At 50.0% G+C, this 19,449-nt stretch carries 24 protein-coding genes; 10 read left to right on the plus strand and 14 right to left on the minus strand.

Annotated features, from left to right (window positions below):
• Nucleotides 1–48: 48 nt before the first annotated feature.
• The 5 genes from ACR64Q_RS14605 to ACR64Q_RS14625 all read right to left on the minus strand — a co-directional run bounded on the left by ACR64Q_RS14605 (nt 49) and on the right by ACR64Q_RS14625 (nt 4,457).
• Nucleotides 49–588 (minus strand): hypothetical protein, encoded by a 540-nt coding sequence (locus ACR64Q_RS14605; RefSeq protein ID WP_026601575.1) that lies wholly within the window; start codon nt 586–588, stop codon nt 49–51.
• A gap of 186 nt (nt 589–774) precedes the next feature.
• On the minus strand, nt 775–1,617 hold the full coding sequence (locus tag ACR64Q_RS14610; RefSeq protein WP_313732080.1) for an endonuclease/exonuclease/phosphatase family protein: 843 nt from the start codon (nt 1,615–1,617) through the stop codon (nt 775–777).
• Nucleotides 1,618–1,674: 57 nt separating this feature from the next.
• Nucleotides 1,675–1,914: a DUF1902 domain-containing protein gene (locus ACR64Q_RS14615; RefSeq protein ID WP_313732079.1), complete on the minus strand. Its 240-nt coding sequence runs from the start codon at nt 1,912–1,914 to the stop codon at nt 1,675–1,677.
• 260 nt (nt 1,915–2,174) lie between these two features.
• Complete coding sequence (locus ACR64Q_RS14620) at nt 2,175–2,381, minus strand: hypothetical protein (protein WP_313732078.1); 207 nt, start codon at nt 2,379–2,381, stop codon at nt 2,175–2,177.
• A 270-nt stretch (nt 2,382–2,651) separates the two neighbouring features.
• A complete protein-coding gene (locus ACR64Q_RS14625) occupies nt 2,652–4,457 on the minus strand; it encodes a putative bifunctional diguanylate cyclase/phosphodiesterase (RefSeq protein ID WP_313732077.1) in 1,806 nt (601 codons plus the stop codon).
• Between the two features lie 242 nt (nt 4,458–4,699).
• Between ACR64Q_RS14625 and ACR64Q_RS14630 the strand changes: the two genes are divergently transcribed.
• Nucleotides 4,700–5,467, plus strand: coding sequence for a phosphate signaling complex PhoU family protein (locus ACR64Q_RS14630; protein WP_313732076.1), 768 nt, complete (start codon nt 4,700–4,702; stop codon nt 5,465–5,467).
• A gap of 26 nt (nt 5,468–5,493) precedes the next feature.
• On the opposite strand, the gene eutC is transcribed toward ACR64Q_RS14630, so the two are convergent.
• Together eutC and ACR64Q_RS14640 are read right to left on the minus strand one after the other, a co-directional pair.
• Nucleotides 5,494–6,267 carry an ethanolamine ammonia-lyase subunit EutC gene (eutC, locus tag ACR64Q_RS14635; protein WP_313732075.1) on the minus strand — a complete coding sequence of 258 codons (774 nt, stop codon included), beginning with the start codon at nt 6,265–6,267 and terminating at the stop codon, nt 5,494–5,496.
• A 2-nt stretch (nt 6,268–6,269) separates the two neighbouring features.
• Entirely contained in the window at nt 6,270–7,652 is a 1,383-nt protein-coding gene (locus ACR64Q_RS14640; RefSeq protein WP_313732074.1) for an ethanolamine ammonia-lyase subunit EutB, read from the minus strand.
• Nucleotides 7,653–7,849: 197 nt separating this feature from the next.
• Here ACR64Q_RS14640 and ACR64Q_RS14645 point away from each other — a divergent pair, with 197 nt between their 5' ends.
• The 4 genes from ACR64Q_RS14645 to ACR64Q_RS14660 all read left to right on the plus strand — a co-directional run bounded on the left by ACR64Q_RS14645 (nt 7,850) and on the right by ACR64Q_RS14660 (nt 11,627).
• A complete protein-coding gene (locus tag ACR64Q_RS14645) occupies nt 7,850–9,295 on the plus strand; it encodes a flavin monoamine oxidase family protein (RefSeq protein WP_313732073.1) in 1,446 nt (481 codons plus the stop codon).
• 129 nt (nt 9,296–9,424) lie between these two features.
• Nucleotides 9,425–10,054, plus strand: a complete 630-nt coding sequence (locus tag ACR64Q_RS14650) for a DUF47 domain-containing protein (protein ID WP_026601582.1) — start codon at nt 9,425–9,427, stop codon at nt 10,052–10,054.
• A gap of 10 nt (nt 10,055–10,064) precedes the next feature.
• Entirely contained in the window at nt 10,065–11,177 is a 1,113-nt protein-coding gene (locus tag ACR64Q_RS14655; protein WP_313732072.1) for an inorganic phosphate transporter, read from the plus strand.
• Between the two features lie 321 nt (nt 11,178–11,498).
• Entirely contained in the window at nt 11,499–11,627 is a 129-nt protein-coding gene (locus tag ACR64Q_RS14660) for a hypothetical protein (protein WP_268743566.1), read from the plus strand.
• A gap of 376 nt (nt 11,628–12,003) precedes the next feature.
• Here ACR64Q_RS14660 and ACR64Q_RS14665 read toward each other — a convergent pair whose 3' ends face one another.
• Together ACR64Q_RS14665 and ACR64Q_RS14670 are read right to left on the minus strand one after the other, a co-directional pair.
• Nucleotides 12,004–12,561: a DUF2799 domain-containing protein gene (locus ACR64Q_RS14665; RefSeq protein WP_313732071.1), complete on the minus strand. Its 558-nt coding sequence runs from the start codon at nt 12,559–12,561 to the stop codon at nt 12,004–12,006.
• 992 nt (nt 12,562–13,553) lie between these two features.
• A complete protein-coding gene (locus ACR64Q_RS14670) occupies nt 13,554–14,609 on the minus strand; it encodes an OmpA family protein (RefSeq protein ID WP_020482735.1) in 1,056 nt (351 codons plus the stop codon).
• A 452-nt stretch (nt 14,610–15,061) separates the two neighbouring features.
• Between ACR64Q_RS14670 and ACR64Q_RS14675 the strand changes: the two genes are divergently transcribed.
• The 4 genes from ACR64Q_RS14675 to ACR64Q_RS14690 are packed head-to-tail and all read left to right on the plus strand — an operon-like array spanning nt 15,062 to nt 16,524.
• A complete protein-coding gene (locus ACR64Q_RS14675; protein ID WP_026601586.1) occupies nt 15,062–15,376 on the plus strand; it encodes a BON domain-containing protein in 315 nt (104 codons plus the stop codon).
• Nucleotides 15,377–15,390: 14 nt separating this feature from the next.
• Nucleotides 15,391–15,621 (plus strand): ElaB/YgaM/YqjD family protein, encoded by a 231-nt coding sequence (locus tag ACR64Q_RS14680; protein ID WP_020482737.1) that lies wholly within the window; start codon nt 15,391–15,393, stop codon nt 15,619–15,621.
• A gap of 13 nt (nt 15,622–15,634) precedes the next feature.
• Entirely contained in the window at nt 15,635–16,081 is a 447-nt protein-coding gene (locus tag ACR64Q_RS14685; protein ID WP_313732070.1) for a phage holin family protein, read from the plus strand.
• Complete coding sequence (locus tag ACR64Q_RS14690) at nt 16,081–16,524, plus strand: hypothetical protein (RefSeq protein ID WP_313732069.1); 444 nt, start codon at nt 16,081–16,083, stop codon at nt 16,522–16,524. Before ACR64Q_RS14685 ends, ACR64Q_RS14690 begins: the two co-directional genes overlap by 1 nt.
• Before the next feature lie 35 nt (nt 16,525–16,559).
• Here ACR64Q_RS14690 and ACR64Q_RS14695 read toward each other — a convergent pair whose 3' ends face one another.
• The 3 genes from ACR64Q_RS14695 to ACR64Q_RS14705 all read right to left on the minus strand — a co-directional run bounded on the left by ACR64Q_RS14695 (nt 16,560) and on the right by ACR64Q_RS14705 (nt 17,303).
• Nucleotides 16,560–16,781 (minus strand): hypothetical protein, encoded by a 222-nt coding sequence (locus ACR64Q_RS14695; RefSeq protein WP_313732068.1) that lies wholly within the window; start codon nt 16,779–16,781, stop codon nt 16,560–16,562.
• Between the two features lie 139 nt (nt 16,782–16,920).
• Nucleotides 16,921–17,070: a lmo0937 family membrane protein gene (locus ACR64Q_RS14700; RefSeq protein ID WP_020482741.1), complete on the minus strand. Its 150-nt coding sequence runs from the start codon at nt 17,068–17,070 to the stop codon at nt 16,921–16,923.
• A 56-nt stretch (nt 17,071–17,126) separates the two neighbouring features.
• Entirely contained in the window at nt 17,127–17,303 is a 177-nt protein-coding gene (locus ACR64Q_RS14705; RefSeq protein WP_026146928.1) for a CsbD family protein, read from the minus strand.
• A gap of 769 nt (nt 17,304–18,072) precedes the next feature.
• On the opposite strand from ACR64Q_RS14705, the gene ACR64Q_RS14710 reads away from it, so the two are divergent.
• The gene (locus ACR64Q_RS14710; RefSeq protein WP_313732067.1) at nt 18,073–18,642 is read left to right on the plus strand and encodes a hypothetical protein; all 570 of its coding nucleotides are present in this window, start codon (nt 18,073–18,075) and stop codon (nt 18,640–18,642) included.
• Nucleotides 18,643–18,782: 140 nt separating this feature from the next.
• On the opposite strand, the gene smbP is transcribed toward ACR64Q_RS14710, so the two are convergent.
• Both smbP and ACR64Q_RS14720 read right to left on the minus strand, forming a co-directional pair.
• Nucleotides 18,783–19,088: a small metal-binding protein SmbP gene (gene smbP, locus ACR64Q_RS14715; protein WP_313732066.1), complete on the minus strand. Its 306-nt coding sequence runs from the start codon at nt 19,086–19,088 to the stop codon at nt 18,783–18,785.
• A gap of 35 nt (nt 19,089–19,123) precedes the next feature.
• A complete protein-coding gene (locus tag ACR64Q_RS14720; protein ID WP_313732065.1) occupies nt 19,124–19,315 on the minus strand; it encodes a hypothetical protein in 192 nt (63 codons plus the stop codon).
• Nucleotides 19,316–19,449: the final 134 nt, after the last annotated feature.

Consider the following 19,449-nt stretch of genomic DNA (forward strand, 5'->3'; position numbering starts at 1 on the left):
ACACCTTCCATACCGGCATAAGCAAACCATCTCGCGGTATAAGACATGTTAATTGACATCTTTAAAAATGTCTTCCTCTGCATAGAAACGATTTTCAGTGATCACATCGGCAGAAATCTTCTTGGCAATTAAATCGTGTACATCCGCAGTAATCCGCTCGATAATTTCCAAGGTTTCACCTTGCTGTAAAGACTTCAGCAAGGCATTACCCCAGATTGATACATGCCGGGTATTTATAACGCGGGTATCGTTATTTTTTGCCCATTCGCGAGAAATGGATAATCCCAAATCATCCATTTTTTCTTTCACTTCTCCCGCCAAAACCGGGTCTTTAATTCTCAGCAATAAATCTTGTTTAATATTATTCCAGCCACTGGGGTAAAGCTCCCACCCCTGATAAAAGCGTTTCACCCAGGTTAAGTATTGATCCAGTGTTTGACTATTAGTATTTACTACGTCCCGCTGGTATTCATTAAAAAAATAAGCATACCTGGGCAAATCATCCGGCCAAATCGGGTCTTTTGCCGTTAAGGTTCCGCAAGCCGGCAAGACCATAATCATTAAAATAGCCAAAAACCGTATTTTCATATGAATTACTCAGTGCCTGCGTCAAAAACTTGGTAAACACCAGCTCTATTAGACGCCATCTCGATAGAACAACCGCGCTTTGAGATGGCTTTGCCAGCGTGATTTTATTTAACATGAAAAATATTTCATCTATATTAAATAAATCACACCCCACGGCTAACCGAAGAATTTTATGCAACCCAACACTTAAAATAAATCGAATTTGGCAAAATAACCAAAATGGTCGGAAACGACAGGATAAAATTCATCATTAAAAATAATATCCATGGATTTGATTCGTAGCGGATGCCCGTTTCTTTTAAAGATATAGTCGATTCGCTTGGGAGGGCTATGTTTCCAGCCGTCTATCCGGCCGTGATAGCTAGGCTGGTAAAATCGCTGAGGGTGTAATTCATAAAATTGATCGACATATTCGCCGGTACCCACAATGTGGTTATAGGCATGCTCTCCCGCCGGCACATTGAAATCACCCACCATTAAATCGGCTCTAACACCGAAATAGCGGCGAGAATCGACTAGTTGTTTGAGTCGGGAATATTCTTGGAAAAACCCGTGATGCGCCCAACTCAAATGGGCGTTGGCGACATGCAACAAGCCGAACCAAGGCACATCAATGCAAGAAACGGTGACATTGCGCGACATGTAATTGTCTTTACGCCAATCGTCAGAGACATAGGCCGAATAGTTATGTCGCATCGGGTATCGACTCATGATGGCGGTGCCCTCCCGCCAGCGATGAAAACCGATATGACTCCAGTCTTGATGAATATTGTACCAATGCCCCCACCCACGTAATTTCTGACAAATCCGGAAAGCCATATTGGAAGGCGATTCGCCATAGGGCTGAGTGATGGGGTCGTGCAAATATTCGCCCACCTCCTGAAAACATACGACATCCATTCCCAAGTGAGCTATCGCTTCAGCGATGATATGCACTTCTCGCTCATGCTGATGCATGGTGTCGAAACAGCAATGTCGGGGATGCTGCTGATAGGTGTGCAGGTTGAGAGTTAGCAGCGAGAGTTGCATGGCCGATCTATCATTCTTGATTTGTTGATCCGCCGAGATTGAACCTAAAGCCGTATCCTAGATAAGAGAAACCTGACTACTGACCGGCCAGATTTTGGTAAGGATAAAAGTTCGGTGACTCGCCGGAGCGCGGCTAATCTGCTCTAGCCCTATAACCTTCGTGATACGAACTCTGAGGCAGTCGATCAATTCGTCGATGGTAGCCGCTTCGATTTCAAACTGGTCGAATAGACCGCTGGTGGCGATCCAAGCAGCTTTATCGCTATTCCATTCCGCTCTTATCTCTATAGCTTGCATATGTTCCGCTTAAAATGACTTTACCGGCCAAATTGCCGGCTAATAAATACAACACATATCAACACTGTCGTCGGCTGCGACTAAACATCTACGACTTTTCTCGCTATTGATTCAACAAAAATATCCACCGATTATTTGGGTAGATTATGACGCGATGATGACGGGTAAATTTTCTCAAGTATTTAGCGGACGTTTAGGGGCAGAATCAGGTATATTTGCGCAACGCTTACCGATACTTCGGGCTAAATTTTCTGACTCTGCTATTCTTTTTCCATAGTCTCTTTTTCCGAGGCAAGTGCTATTACCCGACTGCTGAGATATTCATCACTTAAGACAATATCAACCATGGAATCAATAACCAAGCGCAGCTTTACTGCGTTTAACCTGGAAAACGCATTCAATGTTTTACACGTTTCTTTATTCAAAGAAACTTTTTTTCTATCATCTTTTGTTTTTTCCGCCGACATACCAAGCTCCTGATCAAAGAAGAATATTACGTGAAAGTATCAGTAAAAAAATTAGTAGAACAAGCCTGGTGTTTGCAAGAAAGCATCCGGCGATTAATTGAGCAAAATTGCAATCGTTGCAACCAAAATGGATTCTGCACCCCTCCAATACTAAAAGACCGGCTTAATCGGCTATTTGAAAAAGCCCACACTCGCTACAAACGTCGGCTGCAAAAACTATGGTCTTAACGCAAAACCATCAACCTGATTTTTTCCGAGCGCGCGCGATACTTAAACATTACTCCCGGCTGAACACCGGTTGGAACTAATAAATTGCCGGTGCCACACACTAAAATCATTCCCCGGCAAAGGCTTGGCAAAATGATAGCCTTGCACCTCATGACAGTGATGACTGGTAACACATTCCAGTTCATCGCTATTTTCCACGCCCTCCGCGACAGTTTCCAGACCCAGGCTTTCCCCCAAGGCAATAATGGCGCGCACAATTGCTTCGTTGGCCGGTGTATTTTTGATATGTCGAATAAAGGACTGATCTATTTTGATTCGATCCAAAGGAAATTTGCGTAAATAGCTTAGGCTTGAATACCCCGTACCGAAATCGTCAATCGCCAACTTGACACCCAAGGCCCGCAAATCCATTAAAGTTTGCACTGCGTGCTCTGCCTGCGTCATCACCACGCTTTCGGTTAACTCTAATTCCAGATACTGCGGGTCTATGCAGCCCTCTTCAACCAAGCGCTTTACCAGTGTGCAAAAATCCCGCTGCTTGAATTGCACACCGGAAATATTCACAGCCATGCGCAGCGCCGGCAAACCCTCTTCCATCCAACTGGAATGCTGACGGCAAGCTTCCCTGAGCACCCATTCGCCAATGGAAATAATCAAGCCGGTTTCTTCGGCAATCGGAATAAAAGTGCTCGGCGGGACCGCGCCTAATTGCGGATGATGCCAGCGTAGCAAGGCTTCCACACCCACCACCGCCAGCGAGGGCAGTTTGATCTGCGGTTGATAAGACAAGGACAATTCGCCATTGTTTAGCGCCATGCGCAGTTGAGTCTCCAAACTCATGCGTTCGACTTTGCCATGATCCATTTTGGCGTTGTAAATCAGGAATGCGTTACGCCCGCGCTCTTTCACTTCGTACATCGCCGCATCGGCTTTACGAATCAAGCCATCAATGGTTTGATCGTGGTCCGGGAAAAAAGCCATGCCTAAACTGGCGGTGATTTGTATTTCGCGCTCGAAAATGGGCATCGGCTCCCGAAGCTTGTCGACAATCCCGGTCAACACGACAATGGCATCAGCTTCGCTTTCGAGATTCTGTAAAATAAGCACAAATTCGTCACCCCCCAATCTGGCGACGGTATCGCTGCGGCGGATGCTTGCCGATAATCGCGCGGCAACTTCCAGCAATAGCCTATCGCCAAAGCTGTGCCCCATCGTATCGTTGATATATTTAAATCGATCGAGATCAAAAAAAACCAGGCCCAACATTTTGTGGTTACGCTGCGCATTGCGGCAGCCTTGCTCCAAACGATCATTAAATAACAAGCGATTCGGCAAACCGGTCAGTTGGTCATAATGTGCCAGTACGTAGAGATCACGCTGGCGGCGATGCGTAATATCTTCCAGTAGCGCGTGACCGGTTGCCATGCCGACATAGACGTCGTTCTCCAGTATGATGAAGCCGTTGACCATATGCCGCATGCCGGCGTCGATAATGATCTGCGCGACATCGTCGATGCCCGCGTTAATATCCACGATAATTGGCTTGGCATCCATAATCTCGACGACACGTTTGTTGTGCAACAAATCGCGGGAAAATGGTCTGAGGAAAATTTCACTGATCAGCCCGCGATCCACGATGCCAACCGGGGTCCGCTGATGATCGACAACCGCAACGGCCAGTAATTCTTTATCCTGAACAAAACGGTCCAGCACATCGATACAGCGTTCTTGGGTAACAACGGGCGCAACATAATGCAATAAGCGCCGAACCGATGGTGTTTCGGCATCGGACAGCTCTTTCATCGCCTGTAACTGGGGGCCGGCAACTTTAGCGTTTGCTTCTAGCATCTTGTCTGGCAAAAACATCGTAATGAACTGAATTAATGCAATGTAGGCGAATATGGCAAAACGCGTCGGAAAGTCCTTGCATAGCTTATCTAAAGATATATTTCTAAAGTTACAGTAAGATGACCTGGTTTAGCGCCCCTGAAAAAGATCACTCTGTAGTTTAAACAATACGCCGGCGAATCAGCTGGTAAGGCTTGAGAGGGAAATATTCGGAAACGCGCCCAGCGAATAAGGTACCTACGATGACACCTGAAAATAATCTCTTAGCCATGCCCCATATCCTGAAACACGTCGATGTCGAGCTTGACCGGCTACATCACTCAAGCGTGGATATGCTCAGCTTGATTTTGGTGCAATGGGAGTTGGTCATGGAAGCCATGGATGAGGCAAATTTGGAATCAGCGCTTGAGGTCATCGCCCTCAACAAAGAAATTCGCGCACGCGAGAATCAAATCCATCAAGCCATTATGCACTTACTTGCCCAGGAAAACCCGGTGGCTCGGGACTTGAGAGTGGTCTTGTCTATCTCTAAAATTTCCGGAACCCTGCTCTATTTAACGAATGAAACGCGAAAAATCGGCAAATTGATTCTGGCTTTGTATGAACCCCGTAGCGGCGTACCCAATGCGCAACTGGTCAGAGATATTGTAAAAATAAGCGATGACATCCGCATAGCACTGGAGCATCTGGTGTATGTGCTGAACAACCTGGACGCCAACAACGCTCACAGGCTACTGAAAAGCAATATCGACGGCGAGAATGCCACATGGGAAGCTGTCCGGCACCAACTAGGTTTTATCAATCAGGATCCACGTCAAGTCGGACCGGGATTAACCGTCCTACAAATACTGAACGCTCTTGAATCATGCCGGGACCATTGTAAAAACCTGGCCGAGTACTGCATTTTCATGATTGATGGCCAAGATGTCCGCCATACAAACCGTTTAAAAAGCAGGTCATGGGGCGGGATTTCCGACAAGGCCTATATGGGTTCGCCCTTATCGAACTGATGCATCATGACTGATGCTTTACCCACTCATTCCTTCAACAAAATTGCGTCACCAATCTCGGTAAGCAATTGTTCCGGCATATCATCTTTAAGAGCCACGCCTGACAAGCCGCGTTGCAAGGCCTGTTCGCTCAAATAGGCCAGCTTGGCTGCGGCCGCGTTATAAGATAGACCCGTCGGCGGGCGAATGTTGGAGATGCAGTTGCGTTCGGCATCGGTATTGCCTGGCTTGGGTGCATAGGTTAAATACATCCCCAAACTATCGGCGGCACTGAGTCCTGGCCGCTCGCCAACGATAATCACCGCCAGCCGTGCGTTCAGCAACGCCCCAATTTCATCCGCCAAGGCCACCCGGCCATTAGGCACCAGACAGATCGGCCCTAGCCGCAATCCGCGTTCGACATATGCTGTCACCACGGCTTGAAGCAAGGCCAAGCCATGCTCGTCCACAGCAGTCGAGGATAAGCCGTTGCTGACAATCAAAGCCACGTCGATAGACTGGGTTGCCCGCGCTTCAAGTATTTCATGGCCGGATTTGGTCAAACAACGACCAAGATCGGGACGTTGCAGATACTGCTCGCGACTTACAACCGGCGTCGCCAACATCAGTGGTTCCAGCGCCAGATTTTCCACTTCCCCGGCAAAAGCCGTCACATCCCAGACTTGTTGTACCGCATCGCGAGCGCTGGCATGCGCGAGTTGAAAATCCAGTAGTGCCTTGGTCGGCAAACTGCACCCTGCCCTACCTTGCGCAATTCTGGCTTGAGTAAATTGCCGCAAGGTAATCCACGGATCGTTCATCGTTAAGCCCTCGGCAAGCCATGAAAGTTGCTCAGCAATGGCGCAGCGTTGCGAGCAACGGCCAAGCGGTTTTGACCGTCGAAAATACCCATTCGCTGCAACCAGGCCTCGAATTCCGGCGCCGGCCGCAAGCCCAATACTTGCCGGAGATACAAGGCATCGTGAAACGAAGTACTTTGGTACGCCAGCATCACGTCGTCGGCACCGGGTATGCCCATAACGAAGTTGCAGCCGGCCACACCCAACAGCGTCAGCAGGGTGTCCATATCGTTCTGATCGGCCTCGGCATGGTTGGTGTAACAAATATCGCAGCCCATCGGAAGACCCAGCAGCTTGCCGCAAAAGTGGTCTTCCAGACCGGCGCGGATGATTTGCTTACCATCGTATAAATACTCCGGGCCGATGAAGCCGACCACGGTATTGACCAGCAACGGATCAAACTCCCTGGCTACCGCATAAGCCCGTGCCTCAGAGGTTTGCGCATCGATGCCGTGATGCGCGTTGGCGGATAAGGCACTGCCCTGCCCGGTTTCGAAATACATCAACTGGCGGCCGGCATTCCCGCGCCCCAAGGCTTCAGCCATGGCTTTCGCTTCGCGCAGCATTGCCAGGTCGATACCGAAACTGCGATTAGCCGCTTCGGTGCCGGCGATGGATTGAAACACCAAATCCACCGGCGCACCGCGCTGCATCAGTTCCATGCTGGTGGTGACGTGGGCCAGTACGCAAGACTGGGTGGGAATCTGGTATTGCGCAATGATCTCGTCCAACAAACTCAACAAGGTGTGGACATTGTGTAGATTGTCGGTGGCGGGATTGATGCCGATCACCGCATCGCCGCTGCCGTACAGCAAACCATCCAGAATACTGGCGGCGATACCGCGCGGATCGTCGGTCGGATGGTTAGGTTGCAAACGGGTGGACAAGCGGCCCGGCAAGCCAATGGTACTGCGAAAGCGGGTAACGATCCGGCAACGGCGCGCTACGGCAATCAAATCCTGGTTGCGCATGATTTTGCTGACCGCGGCCACCATTTCCGGCGTCAGCCCGGCAGAGATTGCCGCCAAATCGTTATCCTCGGTTAACAGCCAATCGCGAAATTCGCCCACGCTTAAATTCGCAATCGGCGCAAACCGCTGCGGATCATGGCGCTCCAGAATCAAGCGGGAAACTTCGTCTCGCTCCGGGGCTAGCAATGGCTCTTCGATAAATCGCCGCAAGGGTACCTCTGCCAAAACCTGCTGCGCGACCGCGCGCTCGACTTCGGAATCCGCCGCCAAACCGGCCAATTCATCCGCTGCCCGGCGCGGCGTAGCCTTAGCCAACAAGACACGCAAATCGCGAAAATGGAAGCTTTTGCCTTGTGCGGTTGCGGAATAATTCATCAGTCAGGCAGATTACGATGGGAGAAAATCCGAGAATACGACAAGTTTGTGACTATTATGTGACGCGGCAGGCAGCAGACGATCAGTTAGGTTCGAGTCACTTGCCTGCAATATTTAGCTCGTACCGTAGCTAGAATTGGCTGCCGATTCCAATGGCTAAGCGGCTTACAACCCATAAACACGCAGAGGCGACGCAGATGACTACCCTATCCCTCAAGCAACTCAACCGTTCCATCTGTTTCATTGCTTTGGCCCTGTCGCTGATCCTGCCCTCCGCCGCCTTACCCGCCGAACCGCTTACCGCCGATGTATTGATCGTCGGCGCCGGCCTATCGGGTTTAAGCGCCGCGTATCATTTAAAAAAAGCCGGTAAATCAACCGTGATTCTGGAAATGAGTCCGCATATCGGCGGCCGCATCCGCACCGCTGCTTATCCGGACGGCACACATGCCGAAGTGGGTCTGGAAGAATTTTGGGAAAATAACCCGGCTATCGAGATTTTCCGGGATTTGCATGTGCCAATGGAAACGGCTTACAGCAGTTTTTCCAGTTTTTATTACCAGGGCAAGCTGTATCCGTTTACGCAAAGTACCAATCCGGAGTTTCTGGCATCGGTGCTGGATACCGACGAATTGCAAGCCTATCAACGCTGGGACGCAAAAATGGCCGAGCTTTATCGGCAATTGGATTTGCGGCCCTTGTCCGAGGATATGCTGGCGCTGCAAGAAATTTCCTTCGCCGACTGGATCGAAAGCACCAGCGGCCTGTCGCCCAAAGCCCAAGAGTTGGTGCGCATTGAAACCGAACCGGAATACGCTACCTCCTGGCGAAAAATCAGCGCGCTGGACGGCATTGCCGAATGGCATTATTTTTCCGGCAATGGTCTGGCACCCCGCCATGTAGTCGGCGGCAATCAACGAGCCGCGCAAGCGCTGGCCAATTTTATCGGCCGGGACCGCATCCTGCTGAACCAGCAGGTCACCCACATCACAGCCACCGACAATAATGTGGAAGTGCTTACGTCCGACCAAGGTAGCTTGCGGCAAAAGATATTCCGCGCCAAGTACTTGATCACTGCGATTCCATTATTCCGGCTCAACGACATTCAGTTCGCTCCGCCGTTGAGCGCCGAGCGAAAACAGGCGATACAAACTCAATCGGCCGGCGCCTACTTTACCGCGCACGTCACGGTGGATAAGGCCGCCAGCAGCTTCTGGACCCGCGACGGCGACGGCATATTGCCGATTATGACCGACAGTCCTTTAGGGGTGATTTATGAGGGCGGATCAAAATCCGGCGGAGATGCGCTGTTGAATTTATTGGTCAGCGGTGCGGACGCGGAGCGGTTTAACTCGCGGATGAGCGATCCGGACCAGATTCGGGAAGCTTTGCTGGCGGCGTTTGACAAACAGTGGCCGGGTTTCCGGCAATCGGTCAAACGGATGAGCTTTTACCGTTACCATCCGCGCGCGATAGCGTCATGGCCCGTCGGCCGGTCGCGCTTCGATAGCCTTTCCGAGTCGTTGAGAAAACCGCAAGGCCGCGTCTATTTTGCCGGAGATTTTACCGAAGATACCCACTCCAACGGCGCGAGCCAATCGGCAATTCGCGCGGTTAAGGACATTTTGCAAAAACACGATTAAGCCGCGCCCGGCAGTGTGGCGCCAGATAACATCAGCTAAGCATGCGGTTGGCAAATTGCTGACGGCTTCTACACATGCCGCCACGCTGTTATACAATATGTAATAAAACCGTCACAATTAAGGAACACCATGTTCTCTCTACAAACCATCTTTGGCAAAGGCGATAAATTTTATGGCTTGCTTGAAGCTAGTGCGGAATCGGCACACGCTTCGGCCAAGGCCTTGATAGAACTGCTAAGCACGCCCACCACCCAGCAGTCATTAGAAAAATTTAAACAGGCGCGGCGCCGGGAAAAGAATTTATTCGGCCAAATCAGCGAGGAGTTAGTCAATACCTTCGTGACTGTATTGGACCGCGAAGATATTGAAGCCCTAAACGGCGCGCTGTATAAGATTCCTAAAATCGTCGAAAAATTTGCCGAGCGTTATACCCTGGCATCGGAGCGCATCGGCGATGTCGATTTCAACAGCCGCGCTGCCATGCTGGAACAAGCCTGCCAAGTTTTGGAACAAATGGTTGCCCAGTTGCGTAAAGGTATGGATTTGGACGAAGTCAAAAGACTTAACGATCAACTGCAAACTATTGAAGCGGAAGCCGACGATCAAATCCTTGAGTTGTATCGCGACGTCTATGCCAACGAAACCGATCCGATCCGTTATCTGGTGAAAACCAATTTGTTCGAAATCCTGGAAAAAGCCATTGACCGCTGTCGCGACGCCGGCAATGTGGTTTACCACATCGTATTAAAAAATTCTTAGTGGCTCCGTCATGCTGACATTGCTTTTGCTGGTCATTCTGGCGGCACTGATATTCGAGTTCGTCAACGGTTTCCACGACACTGCCAACTCTATTGCTACGGTGGTTGCCACCAAAGTACTAACGCCGACTCAGGCGGTAATCCTGGCTGCGGTAACCAATTTGGTCGGCGCCTTGTCCGGTACCGCCGTGGCCAAAACCATTTCCTCGGGGCTGGTCGATACCGGCATGGTGACGATTACCTCAGAAGTACTGATCTGCGCGCTGACCGGGGCGATTATCTGGAACCTGATTACCTGGGCCTTGGGTCTGCCCTCTTCTTCCAGCCACGCCTTGATCGGCGGCTTATGCGGCGCAGCTCTGGCGGCGGGACACAATAATCCCGATGTGTTGATATGGTCGAAAACCGCATTAGTGTGGACCGAAAACAAAGGCCTGCTCTGGAAAGTGGTGATTCCGATGATTAGTTCCCCGATTGCCGGCTTTACCTTGGGCATTTTGATCATGGGTTTGTTGATGGCGATCATCAGCGGCATGAATGCCGCCGGAGGCCTGTTGGGGCAAATTTCGCGGCCGAAATGGATCAACGCCTTGTTCGGTAAAGCGCAATTGGTATCGGCCGGTTATATGGGATTTGCCCACGGCAGCAACGATGCACAAAAAACCATGGGCATCATCGCGCTAGCCATTTTTACGGCAAACAACGCCGGCACGCTGGATCAGTTACCGGGTTGGGCCGAATTTTTGCGTCCGGATGGTGGAGAAAAGGACATAGACACCTGGATCGTTTTCAGCTGTGCCTTGATCATGGCGCTCGGCACCTCGGTGGGTGGCTGGCGAATTATCAAGACCCTTGGCCACAAAATGGTCAAGCTACACCCGATAAACGGCTTCGCGGCAGAAACCAGCTCGGCAACCATTCTGTTGGCCGCCGCCCATTTCGGCATGCCGGTTTCCACCACGCATAGCATCTCCACTGCGATCATGGGTGTGGGTTTTGCCAAAAATCCCTATACCCTGAAACTTTCCGTGATCGAACGGATTGTTTGGGCCTGGATTTTGACGATTCCCGCCGCCGGCGGTATTGCCTGGGGCATGGTGAGTTTATTGCCGCTGTTGCAGTAGATCAGGACCCGGATCGCTAATTTGATTGACCGCTGAATGATTAGGTTATTAACCAGGCCCTATTTGTCCCCGGTGTTCCGTTCGGGCTGAGCGCCTCGAAGCCTGAGGTGGTGGCCCTTCGATAAACTCAGTACCCTCACGGGCATTAAGGCGAACGGTATTTAAGGACCGTGTTAATAATTGACTATGCAAATTCCCAGGGTAATCTGTGCGACGCGGGGAACTAATGTTGTAAAAACCATATTCTTGTAGCCCATCCCAAAAATCATTAGTCACCTCATTGAAGTAACAAGGCTTTTTCCTAAATTAAAGGTGGCTGAAATGATGAGAGAAATACTGGAAATCGTGATGTTGTTGGGTTTGATGGGGGGCCTGTTTTTCGTGAAACACGAGTTCGAGAAAGACAAGCAAGAAAGACTGAGCGACGGCAAAACAGAACCGAGGGAATGAGTTAATTTAGGGCCTGTTCTATTAACAGCAACTAAGTTTGATTCCGTCAACATACTCGCAAAGCAATACGTATGACTGTCATAAGTTTATATTTTGTCAGCAGTAGAACTTAGTTGATAGTAATTTAGCGGCCGGCTAGCAAATACCTGCGCGGCGAATAGGCGAGTGCTTCAGTGTGTTTGCCTGGAGGTTGAACGAGCCCGGCTTTAGCGGCAGAGACGATCCCCGGAAACTTAAACGCAGAGTTACGTCAAAAGTCATCAATGACCGTCTTGCGTAACAGACACCGTGTTTTGATCATGAGTTATCTGTGCTTGATTCGGGGAAGCTTCATCCGGATACTTGCAACGAATCCCCCCGAATCCCAAGAAGCGGCTCAGCGATAAGACTGAGATTCATGGCGAAACTCGTTGAGTTGTCGTTCGTGGTAGTAAAGATCATCCCGCGCGCGATCTCGGTTACGCCTCAAGTGACTTATATCGTTACGAATTCTGGCCCGGTCTTTGTCGTTTAACTTGTTATCCCCCAAGCTGATTTCTTTGCTGGAAAGTTCATTATCTATCCTATCCAGTTCGGCGCGTTCTTTATGCACAGCGTAAGCCGCTGCGTGGTACCGGCCAAATACACCGTCAATAGATGGCGGGCAAACATGGCGATAATCGTGCCCTTGCAAACCCTCTTCAAAAGCGTTATCGATCCGACAGTATTCTCTTATACCCTGTTCGCGGCCAGCAAAATACTGCGAATCATTCACCGCGACGCCGTATTCGGAACATGCTTTCTGGTGATCATTTAGCCTATCACTGGTCGCACCAGAACGGCCGTCTTGAACCCCCAAACCAAACCAATCACCCCGCTGGCAGTCCTGTTGGCTAAGCGTTGCACAGCCGGAAAAAAATACAGCAAATAGACACCCCATTAAGCGTTTCACCATAATTTTGCCTTCCCAATAAAGATTCACCACACAGCAAGAAAAGCCGCAATTGCTTGAAGCTCCACACACCCTAAAACTATTTCAATTAGAACCGGAATCGCTGGAAATTATAGTCAACGTTGGAAATTAAACGAGTCAATGCCGATAATCATCAACCAAGCTGACTCTGGTCATACCGGACCGATTAGCTGACATGTTGGCCGACGACAAAATCGATTTATGCAAAAATGCCTGGGATAACTTTAATCAGCCCATGGAAATTAGATTTTCGGAAAAATTGAAATGACTGCTCGGGAAAGTTGGGAGGGGCAAGCCAGTCAAAACGATCAACTGAAACCCATAAAGACGATACTAAAAAATATTCCTGATTTAAGGAAACTGCAACACGCCATGGCCTCTGTCGTGATGCGGGAGCGGCTTTTCAGTGCACTATAAGAGCTTATTGCCAACAACGGTTGAATGTCCTACCGTAAATGGATAAGTGTAATCGACGGCGCTTGATAGTTACGACGCCGGATTCATCGCGATGGTAGCCGAATCGAGGATGCGTAAGGTCCTCAAAAAAGACATGGTAACGTCTAAAAGTTAGTACAAGTTAGAGCTCTGCCGGTAATCCCCCCATTTTGAGTTGACCACTACAGAGGCCTTATCGAAATTGTTCTATTTGGCCCTGATGACTATCAGTCAAAAATGGACGATGCCATTGCATGACTGGAAAGCGGCTTTGATTCAGTTTGACGACAGGATGCCCTACCGATAATTAAATCCCGTTTACAAAAAAAATTCAGGACACCCTCCTTTTGCCTGAATTTATCTTGCTATAAAACTATCCGCCAGTATCTCAAGTCTATTCCTTTACGGACTCGATTTTCTCAGCCGTTGCCCTTTAAATTCTTCCCTGAAATTTGCTGACTTCCTTTGATTTGGGCTTTGCAACTTTTATCGAGTACTTAAGTTATGCAACAAAGCCCAATTTAGGCAATTGGCAATCCTTATTCAATCCAGATCAACTCGACCCGGCGATTTTCTGATTTACCAGCTTCCGTCTCGTTATCGGCGATGGGTTGGGTTTCGCCATAGCCTTTTGCGGACAATTTGTTGGAGACGCCTTTCAATTTCAGATATTCAACGACTGAATGTGCCCGGCGTTGCGAGAGCTTCATATTATAGGAATCGCTGCCTTCGCTGCTGGCGTGGCCTTGCACCTGAATTTCATTTTTCTGCGGGAATGCGATCAAGTCTTTGGCGACGCCATCCAAAAGTTCTTTGGCGTTTAAACTCAATTCAGCGGAATCGTATTTAAAATGCTGACCTTTCAGTATCAAACGAACCGCACAACCTTTCGGATCAACCATGGCGCCTTTGATGGTACCAGGGCATTTATCCAAGCAATCGTTAACGCCGTCGGCATCCGCATCCAGTACGCTGCAATCGGGTTTAGATGCTGCCACGATCGGCGGCGGAGCCATGCGAGCGTCGGATTTTGCCGCGTATTTAGGTTTGTCGCCAAACGGAATCACCACACCCAGATTGACCGTCATATCGTGAAATTCATCAGTACCCGGCTGCACATGAGCATTGAAATTATTGTTGTAGCGGTAACGTACATCGCTACGTATCAATAAATTATCGTTCACCTCGTAAGTGGCACCGACGCCGGCTTCGCCGATGAAACCGATGCCGCAGTTGGCGGATGCACAGGTGTTCATACCGCCCAAGCCTAGTACTGCATATGGCGAGAATTTGTCGCGGAATAAATAATACTGCACATCGGCACTACCACCGGCCAAATCCCAAGGGCCGTTATCGCCGCCAAAACCTTGATAAAAGCCTTTTAACTCAACGTTAAAATGTTGATCGATGATTTTGCCCACGCCAACACCGCCGCCCCAACCGTCGCTCGCCCGTCTGTCGCCGCCGCTATTGATAAACGTCGCGAACGGCGCGACATACCAGCGATTATCTTGCGATTGATCAGCGGCTTGGGTTTGCGGCACCATAGCCAGACCAGCTAAGGCGGCTATCGGCAATACATGTCTGTTAAGCATAATTATTCCTTTATGGTAAAGATCGAAATGGGTAACTAACACCAGGTTGCCGCAAGGAGAACTAGCGCGAAACGGATGGCATTGTTGTAAATAAGCTCATAAGTAGCTTATTCGCAACAGCAACCCTCCGTCGGTGCGGTAGCACACATAAGCGGCAAACAGATAAATTTCCCGGCATGCGTTATTCGGCTGCCAATCCCATCTTCTGCAACGGCCGGCGTTAGCGGTGTATGTACGCTAACGCACCGACTAAGGCTGGCTTTGTACTTATAGTTCATTCAAGGTTTCACCACCTCAGCCCCGCCTTTACTTGCCGCACATGCGCGAGTATCCGTTAGTCGCCTAAACCGCCACGCCGGACTCGTCCGATTTACGCTTGCAAGTATTCGCCAGATTACGGCTAAGCATTAGCCGCACAGCCTCATCTTATTTTTAGTCCGGGAGAATTACCTATGAAAAACCTCAGCCGATTGTTTGTCGCATTTATTGTGGCCCTCACTTTACTCGCTGCCTCCGGTTGCGCATCGACGCATAAACACGAAGGCACCGGCGAATATGTCGACGACAGCGTCATCACTACTAAGGTGAAAGCAATGTTATTCGACGAACCCAACCTGAGATCCGGCCAGATCAACGTGGAAACTTTTAAAGGTGTCGTGCAATTGAGCGGCTTCGTCGGCAGCCAGGCCGACATCAATAAAGCCGTGGAAATTGCTCGCGGTGTCAAAGGCGTAGAGTCGGTCAAAAACGATATGCGTCTTAAATAACCTAGGAAAACATTATGGAAACCATTGATAAAGCCTCCAACTTCGCCCACGAAGCGGTCGATAAAATCGCCAGTGCCTCTCACCAAGCCGCTGAATCGCTTGACCAAAAAAGCGAACAGCTAAAAACCGCCGAGCAGCGCATCGTGAAAAACTGCCAGGTCTATATCCGCGACAATCCGGTAACGGCATTGGGGATTGCGGTAGCCAGCGGCTTTCTGCTGAGCCGCCTGTTGAGTAGCCGCTAACTCCCCGTTGTCCATGGACCCGAATGCATCCGCAAGGACCGAGGAAAGCGCCGGGCAGTCCGCCACGCATGCCGAGCCGTCCAGCGACATCGGCATATTGGCGGACATTCAACTGCTGTGGGAAGACTTACAGGGTTTAAGCCATGATCGCTTCCGGCTTGCCGCGTTGGAAACGCGGCGGGCCGGCCAAAGCCTGACTACGATGCTCGCGGCCGCTGTGATGCTTGCTTTGCTGCTGAGTGCCGCCTGGTTAGGCTTAATGGCAGCCGGAGTACAGTGGCTTATTGAGCATGATCTACAGGCCAGTAGCGCCATATTACTGGCAGTAGCAGGCAATTTACTGCTGGCATTAATCCTGTTTGGCGTGATCCGCCGCCGTAGCCGCTATCTACAATTCCCGGCCACACAGCACAGCCTTAAACCCGTGTCTAAAGACTATGCCGTTAAGGACCTCGTCTGATGATGCCGGCCTGGAAGCAACGAATAAAGCCTGTCGGCTCTTTGAATGCGCAAATCAAAATTGCGGAACGGCAAGTGTTGAAGCGTCGCCAGTCGCTCGGACATCGCACCACGTCCCTGCTGGAAAATATCTACAAACAAATGACCGCGCCCGCCACCCTGGTGTTGGCAAGCGGCATAGGATTTATAGCCGGCGAACTCAGTAAATGCCCGACGCCGCCCCGCACGGCCCCATTGCCGGAGCCTACTGAAAATCGCAATGTCGCGGCAAGCACACATTTACGCACTATTCTGAGCCTGCTGCTTTCGGCACATTCGTTATACAACGCCTTGCCGATAACCTGGCTGAGGAAACGCTTTCAGCAATCGCGAAGCAAACCTGCTGTTGCACGGCGACATAATCGCGAGACTAGGACTACCAATAAAGCGGAAGACCCGGGCTAACGTTTAGCGGCTTTTGGCAAGCCCGCCACGCTTGCCTAATGTTTCCTACTTGCCGCAAACAATAACGCGCTACCCACCGCTATGGTCGCTATGCCTGCCCAAACCGGCACATTGACAGTCTGAGTATCGTTCACCGACAGTTCGAACGGACCTAACGTGGCCTGCTGCGTTTCCTTGGTATAGCTGAAACCACCGTAGATCAGGCCCAATACCCCGGCAATAATCAATAGCGTGGCCATGATTTTAACTGCACTCATGTTGTTCCCTCGTAAATGATTTTGGATAAGCCCGGCTTGACCAGCCGCATCAAAACTCTACGGCTAGCCATTCCAAAATTAGCTCTGGCACAGAGCCAGACCAAACAATCGATAAAAGCAAACACTTGCTTCGCAATACTTATAAAGCCCTTCGACCTTGAATTATGCGAAGCACAATCGCTATAAGCGCGATTACTAGCAATAGATGAATGAATCCGCCAAGCGTGTACGCAGAGACCAAACCCAACGCCCAAAGAATGATAAATAGTACGGCTACAGTTTCAAGCATGATCGTTCTCCCCTAACTGCCAAAATAAACTCAGGATGGCGCGCAAATGCAGCGGCTTATAGCTCGTCTTTAATATCTTGCTTCAGATCGCCGAAGCCGGACTGGGCCTTACCCAAATTTTTCTGGACATTGCCTTTTAACTCCAACTCTTTGTCGTCCAATATCACGCCGGCAGCTTCTTTGACTTTGCCTTTAACTTCTTCAACGCGGCCTTTTACTTGATCTTTATTCATGATGATCTCCAACTGGATTAGCCATGAGCAAAACGCCATGACCAAGCGCGGAAGATTCTCCCGCTGCTTAGTAAGAACAATATCAACAAACCCAAGCAAAGTCGGTGCGGCAACGAACATAGATTAGGAGCTAGATATACCGCTTTTTACGGCCTCAAGACAAAGCAGAAAATTTGTCCGACACCCTCCAGGCCCAAACCGAACGCATAGCCGCTTAACTCAAGAAACCCTCGAATTAACAGCCCATGCCGCCTGCGGTCAATGACAGCCCGACACTGGATGCAATTCATTTTTCTAATGTTGGCTAACGTACCGACGCCGGCGGCGTTATTGCTTAAACTCCTACCATACGTTTAGCAAATCAAATCCTAAGCAGATTATTCAAATACTTACCGTTAACCACGGCCATTGGACTTAACACTTTCAATGTGCGGCGCATCGCGCCCGTTCTTCCGACAAATCGCAACCCTAAGAACGGAAACAACCCTCTTAACGTTCCAGCCGCCGCAATCGTGTTGACCGCTCGGGTTACACGATCCTTATCAGACACTAGCACCACGATTTTTAGCTGCCGCGAGACTATCCGGCAGGTAGCTCTCCCCTTGCCTATCCGCTGGATAAGTGAGGAATACAGACTGTGCGGATGTCGACCTCTCCCAGACAAACGGTCGAATGAACTCTGTGAAAGCCGGCGTTTCCTGGTAAAGCCGGCTGAGGGTAAGAGCCATTGGATGGCGCTTTGTTAACTTAAACCTATTGAGAAATACCTATGAAAACGATCCCTTATTTAAAGACCTCGCTCGCCATTTGCCTATTGGCGGCTTCCAGCGCTAGTTCTGCTAGCGTTTGGGCGCCAAACGACGGCGACGTTAATTTTCTGTCGTTTAGCCAGTCCTCGTTCCCGTTTCCTTCGCTCTCCGATACCTTCGGGATTTTCGAAGATACGGCCGTTATCGGTGCGGCAGCACCTGTCGTCGCGTTTACCGGCGTCGGCGCAGTGTCATTTACGGCTAACGGCGCTAACTACACTATTGGCACCGGCACTTCATCCGGGACTTTGCTGGGTTCCAGTAATTTCCAAATTGGGATGCTGTCCGACGGAGTTTGGAGTGCTGCATTCGGCAACGTTGATTTAGGCTCGGACGCTAACTTACTGGCATTTGCGGATGCCTCGGAGTTTAACAATCTGCACTTTTTGTACGCGTTCGATATTAGCCCGTCACAAGCGACCGGCGACGGACCGGCAGCAGTGCCGTTACCGGCTTCAATATGGATGATGACCAGCGCCTTGCTGGGCGTCTTATATGCTGGACGTCGTAAATCCACGGTTTACGCCTAAACCCTAGATAAGTAGCCGGCGCCGTGCGACATGCATGCGACCGGCTATTTTTTTGCCTATTCTTAGCGTCTATACAAGCACAAAAAAACGGCAGGGAAATTCACCTGCCGTTTTTCTTGAAATCGCAGAACTGATTGGCCCTATTGAGCGGCGTTCAAATGTAGAACAGCTTCTTCTGCCGATTTTTTCGCTAATTCGCTGTGACCTTGTTTAGCATGCGCGATAGCCGCATCCAGACTCGTGACACCGGCTTTTAAATGCTCGTCGAGCACTTTGATATGACTCTTCGCTGCATCCGCATGGTTCACGATGGTTTTTGCGTCACCGGACTTAGCGGCTGTTTGTGCATGCTCCAGCGCCAGCGCGATATGACTTTCCGCTGCATAAACATGGATAGCACTAACGCTCAACAGCATGCCGGCGCATATTACGGTGATAAACTTCATGGTTGTGTCCTTGGCGTAGTATTTAGATTGCGCGTTCAATAACGGTCGTTTTTATCGCCTTTCTTCGCTTTGCGCCGGAGAGCGACAAAACCGACCCGATCTTTGCCGGCACTCATCTTCAGGTCGTCTTCGACTTCCATCGTCTTGTCATCGCGAGTATTTCCGGTAATTTCTCCAGCTTGGCTTTTCCCGGTTTCGACCGAGTCTTTCTTAGGGACTTTATTCATGTTGATCTCCAAAATGGTGGACCACAACTGAATTAGCCATGACCTAAGCGCGGACTATGTTTTACAACGCTCAATCCTTACCATAGCTGCAAAGCCAAGCGCAGTCGGTACGGCAACGAACAGAGTTGCCGGCA

This window comes from Methylomonas sp. 2F7, from assembly GCF_057126975.1.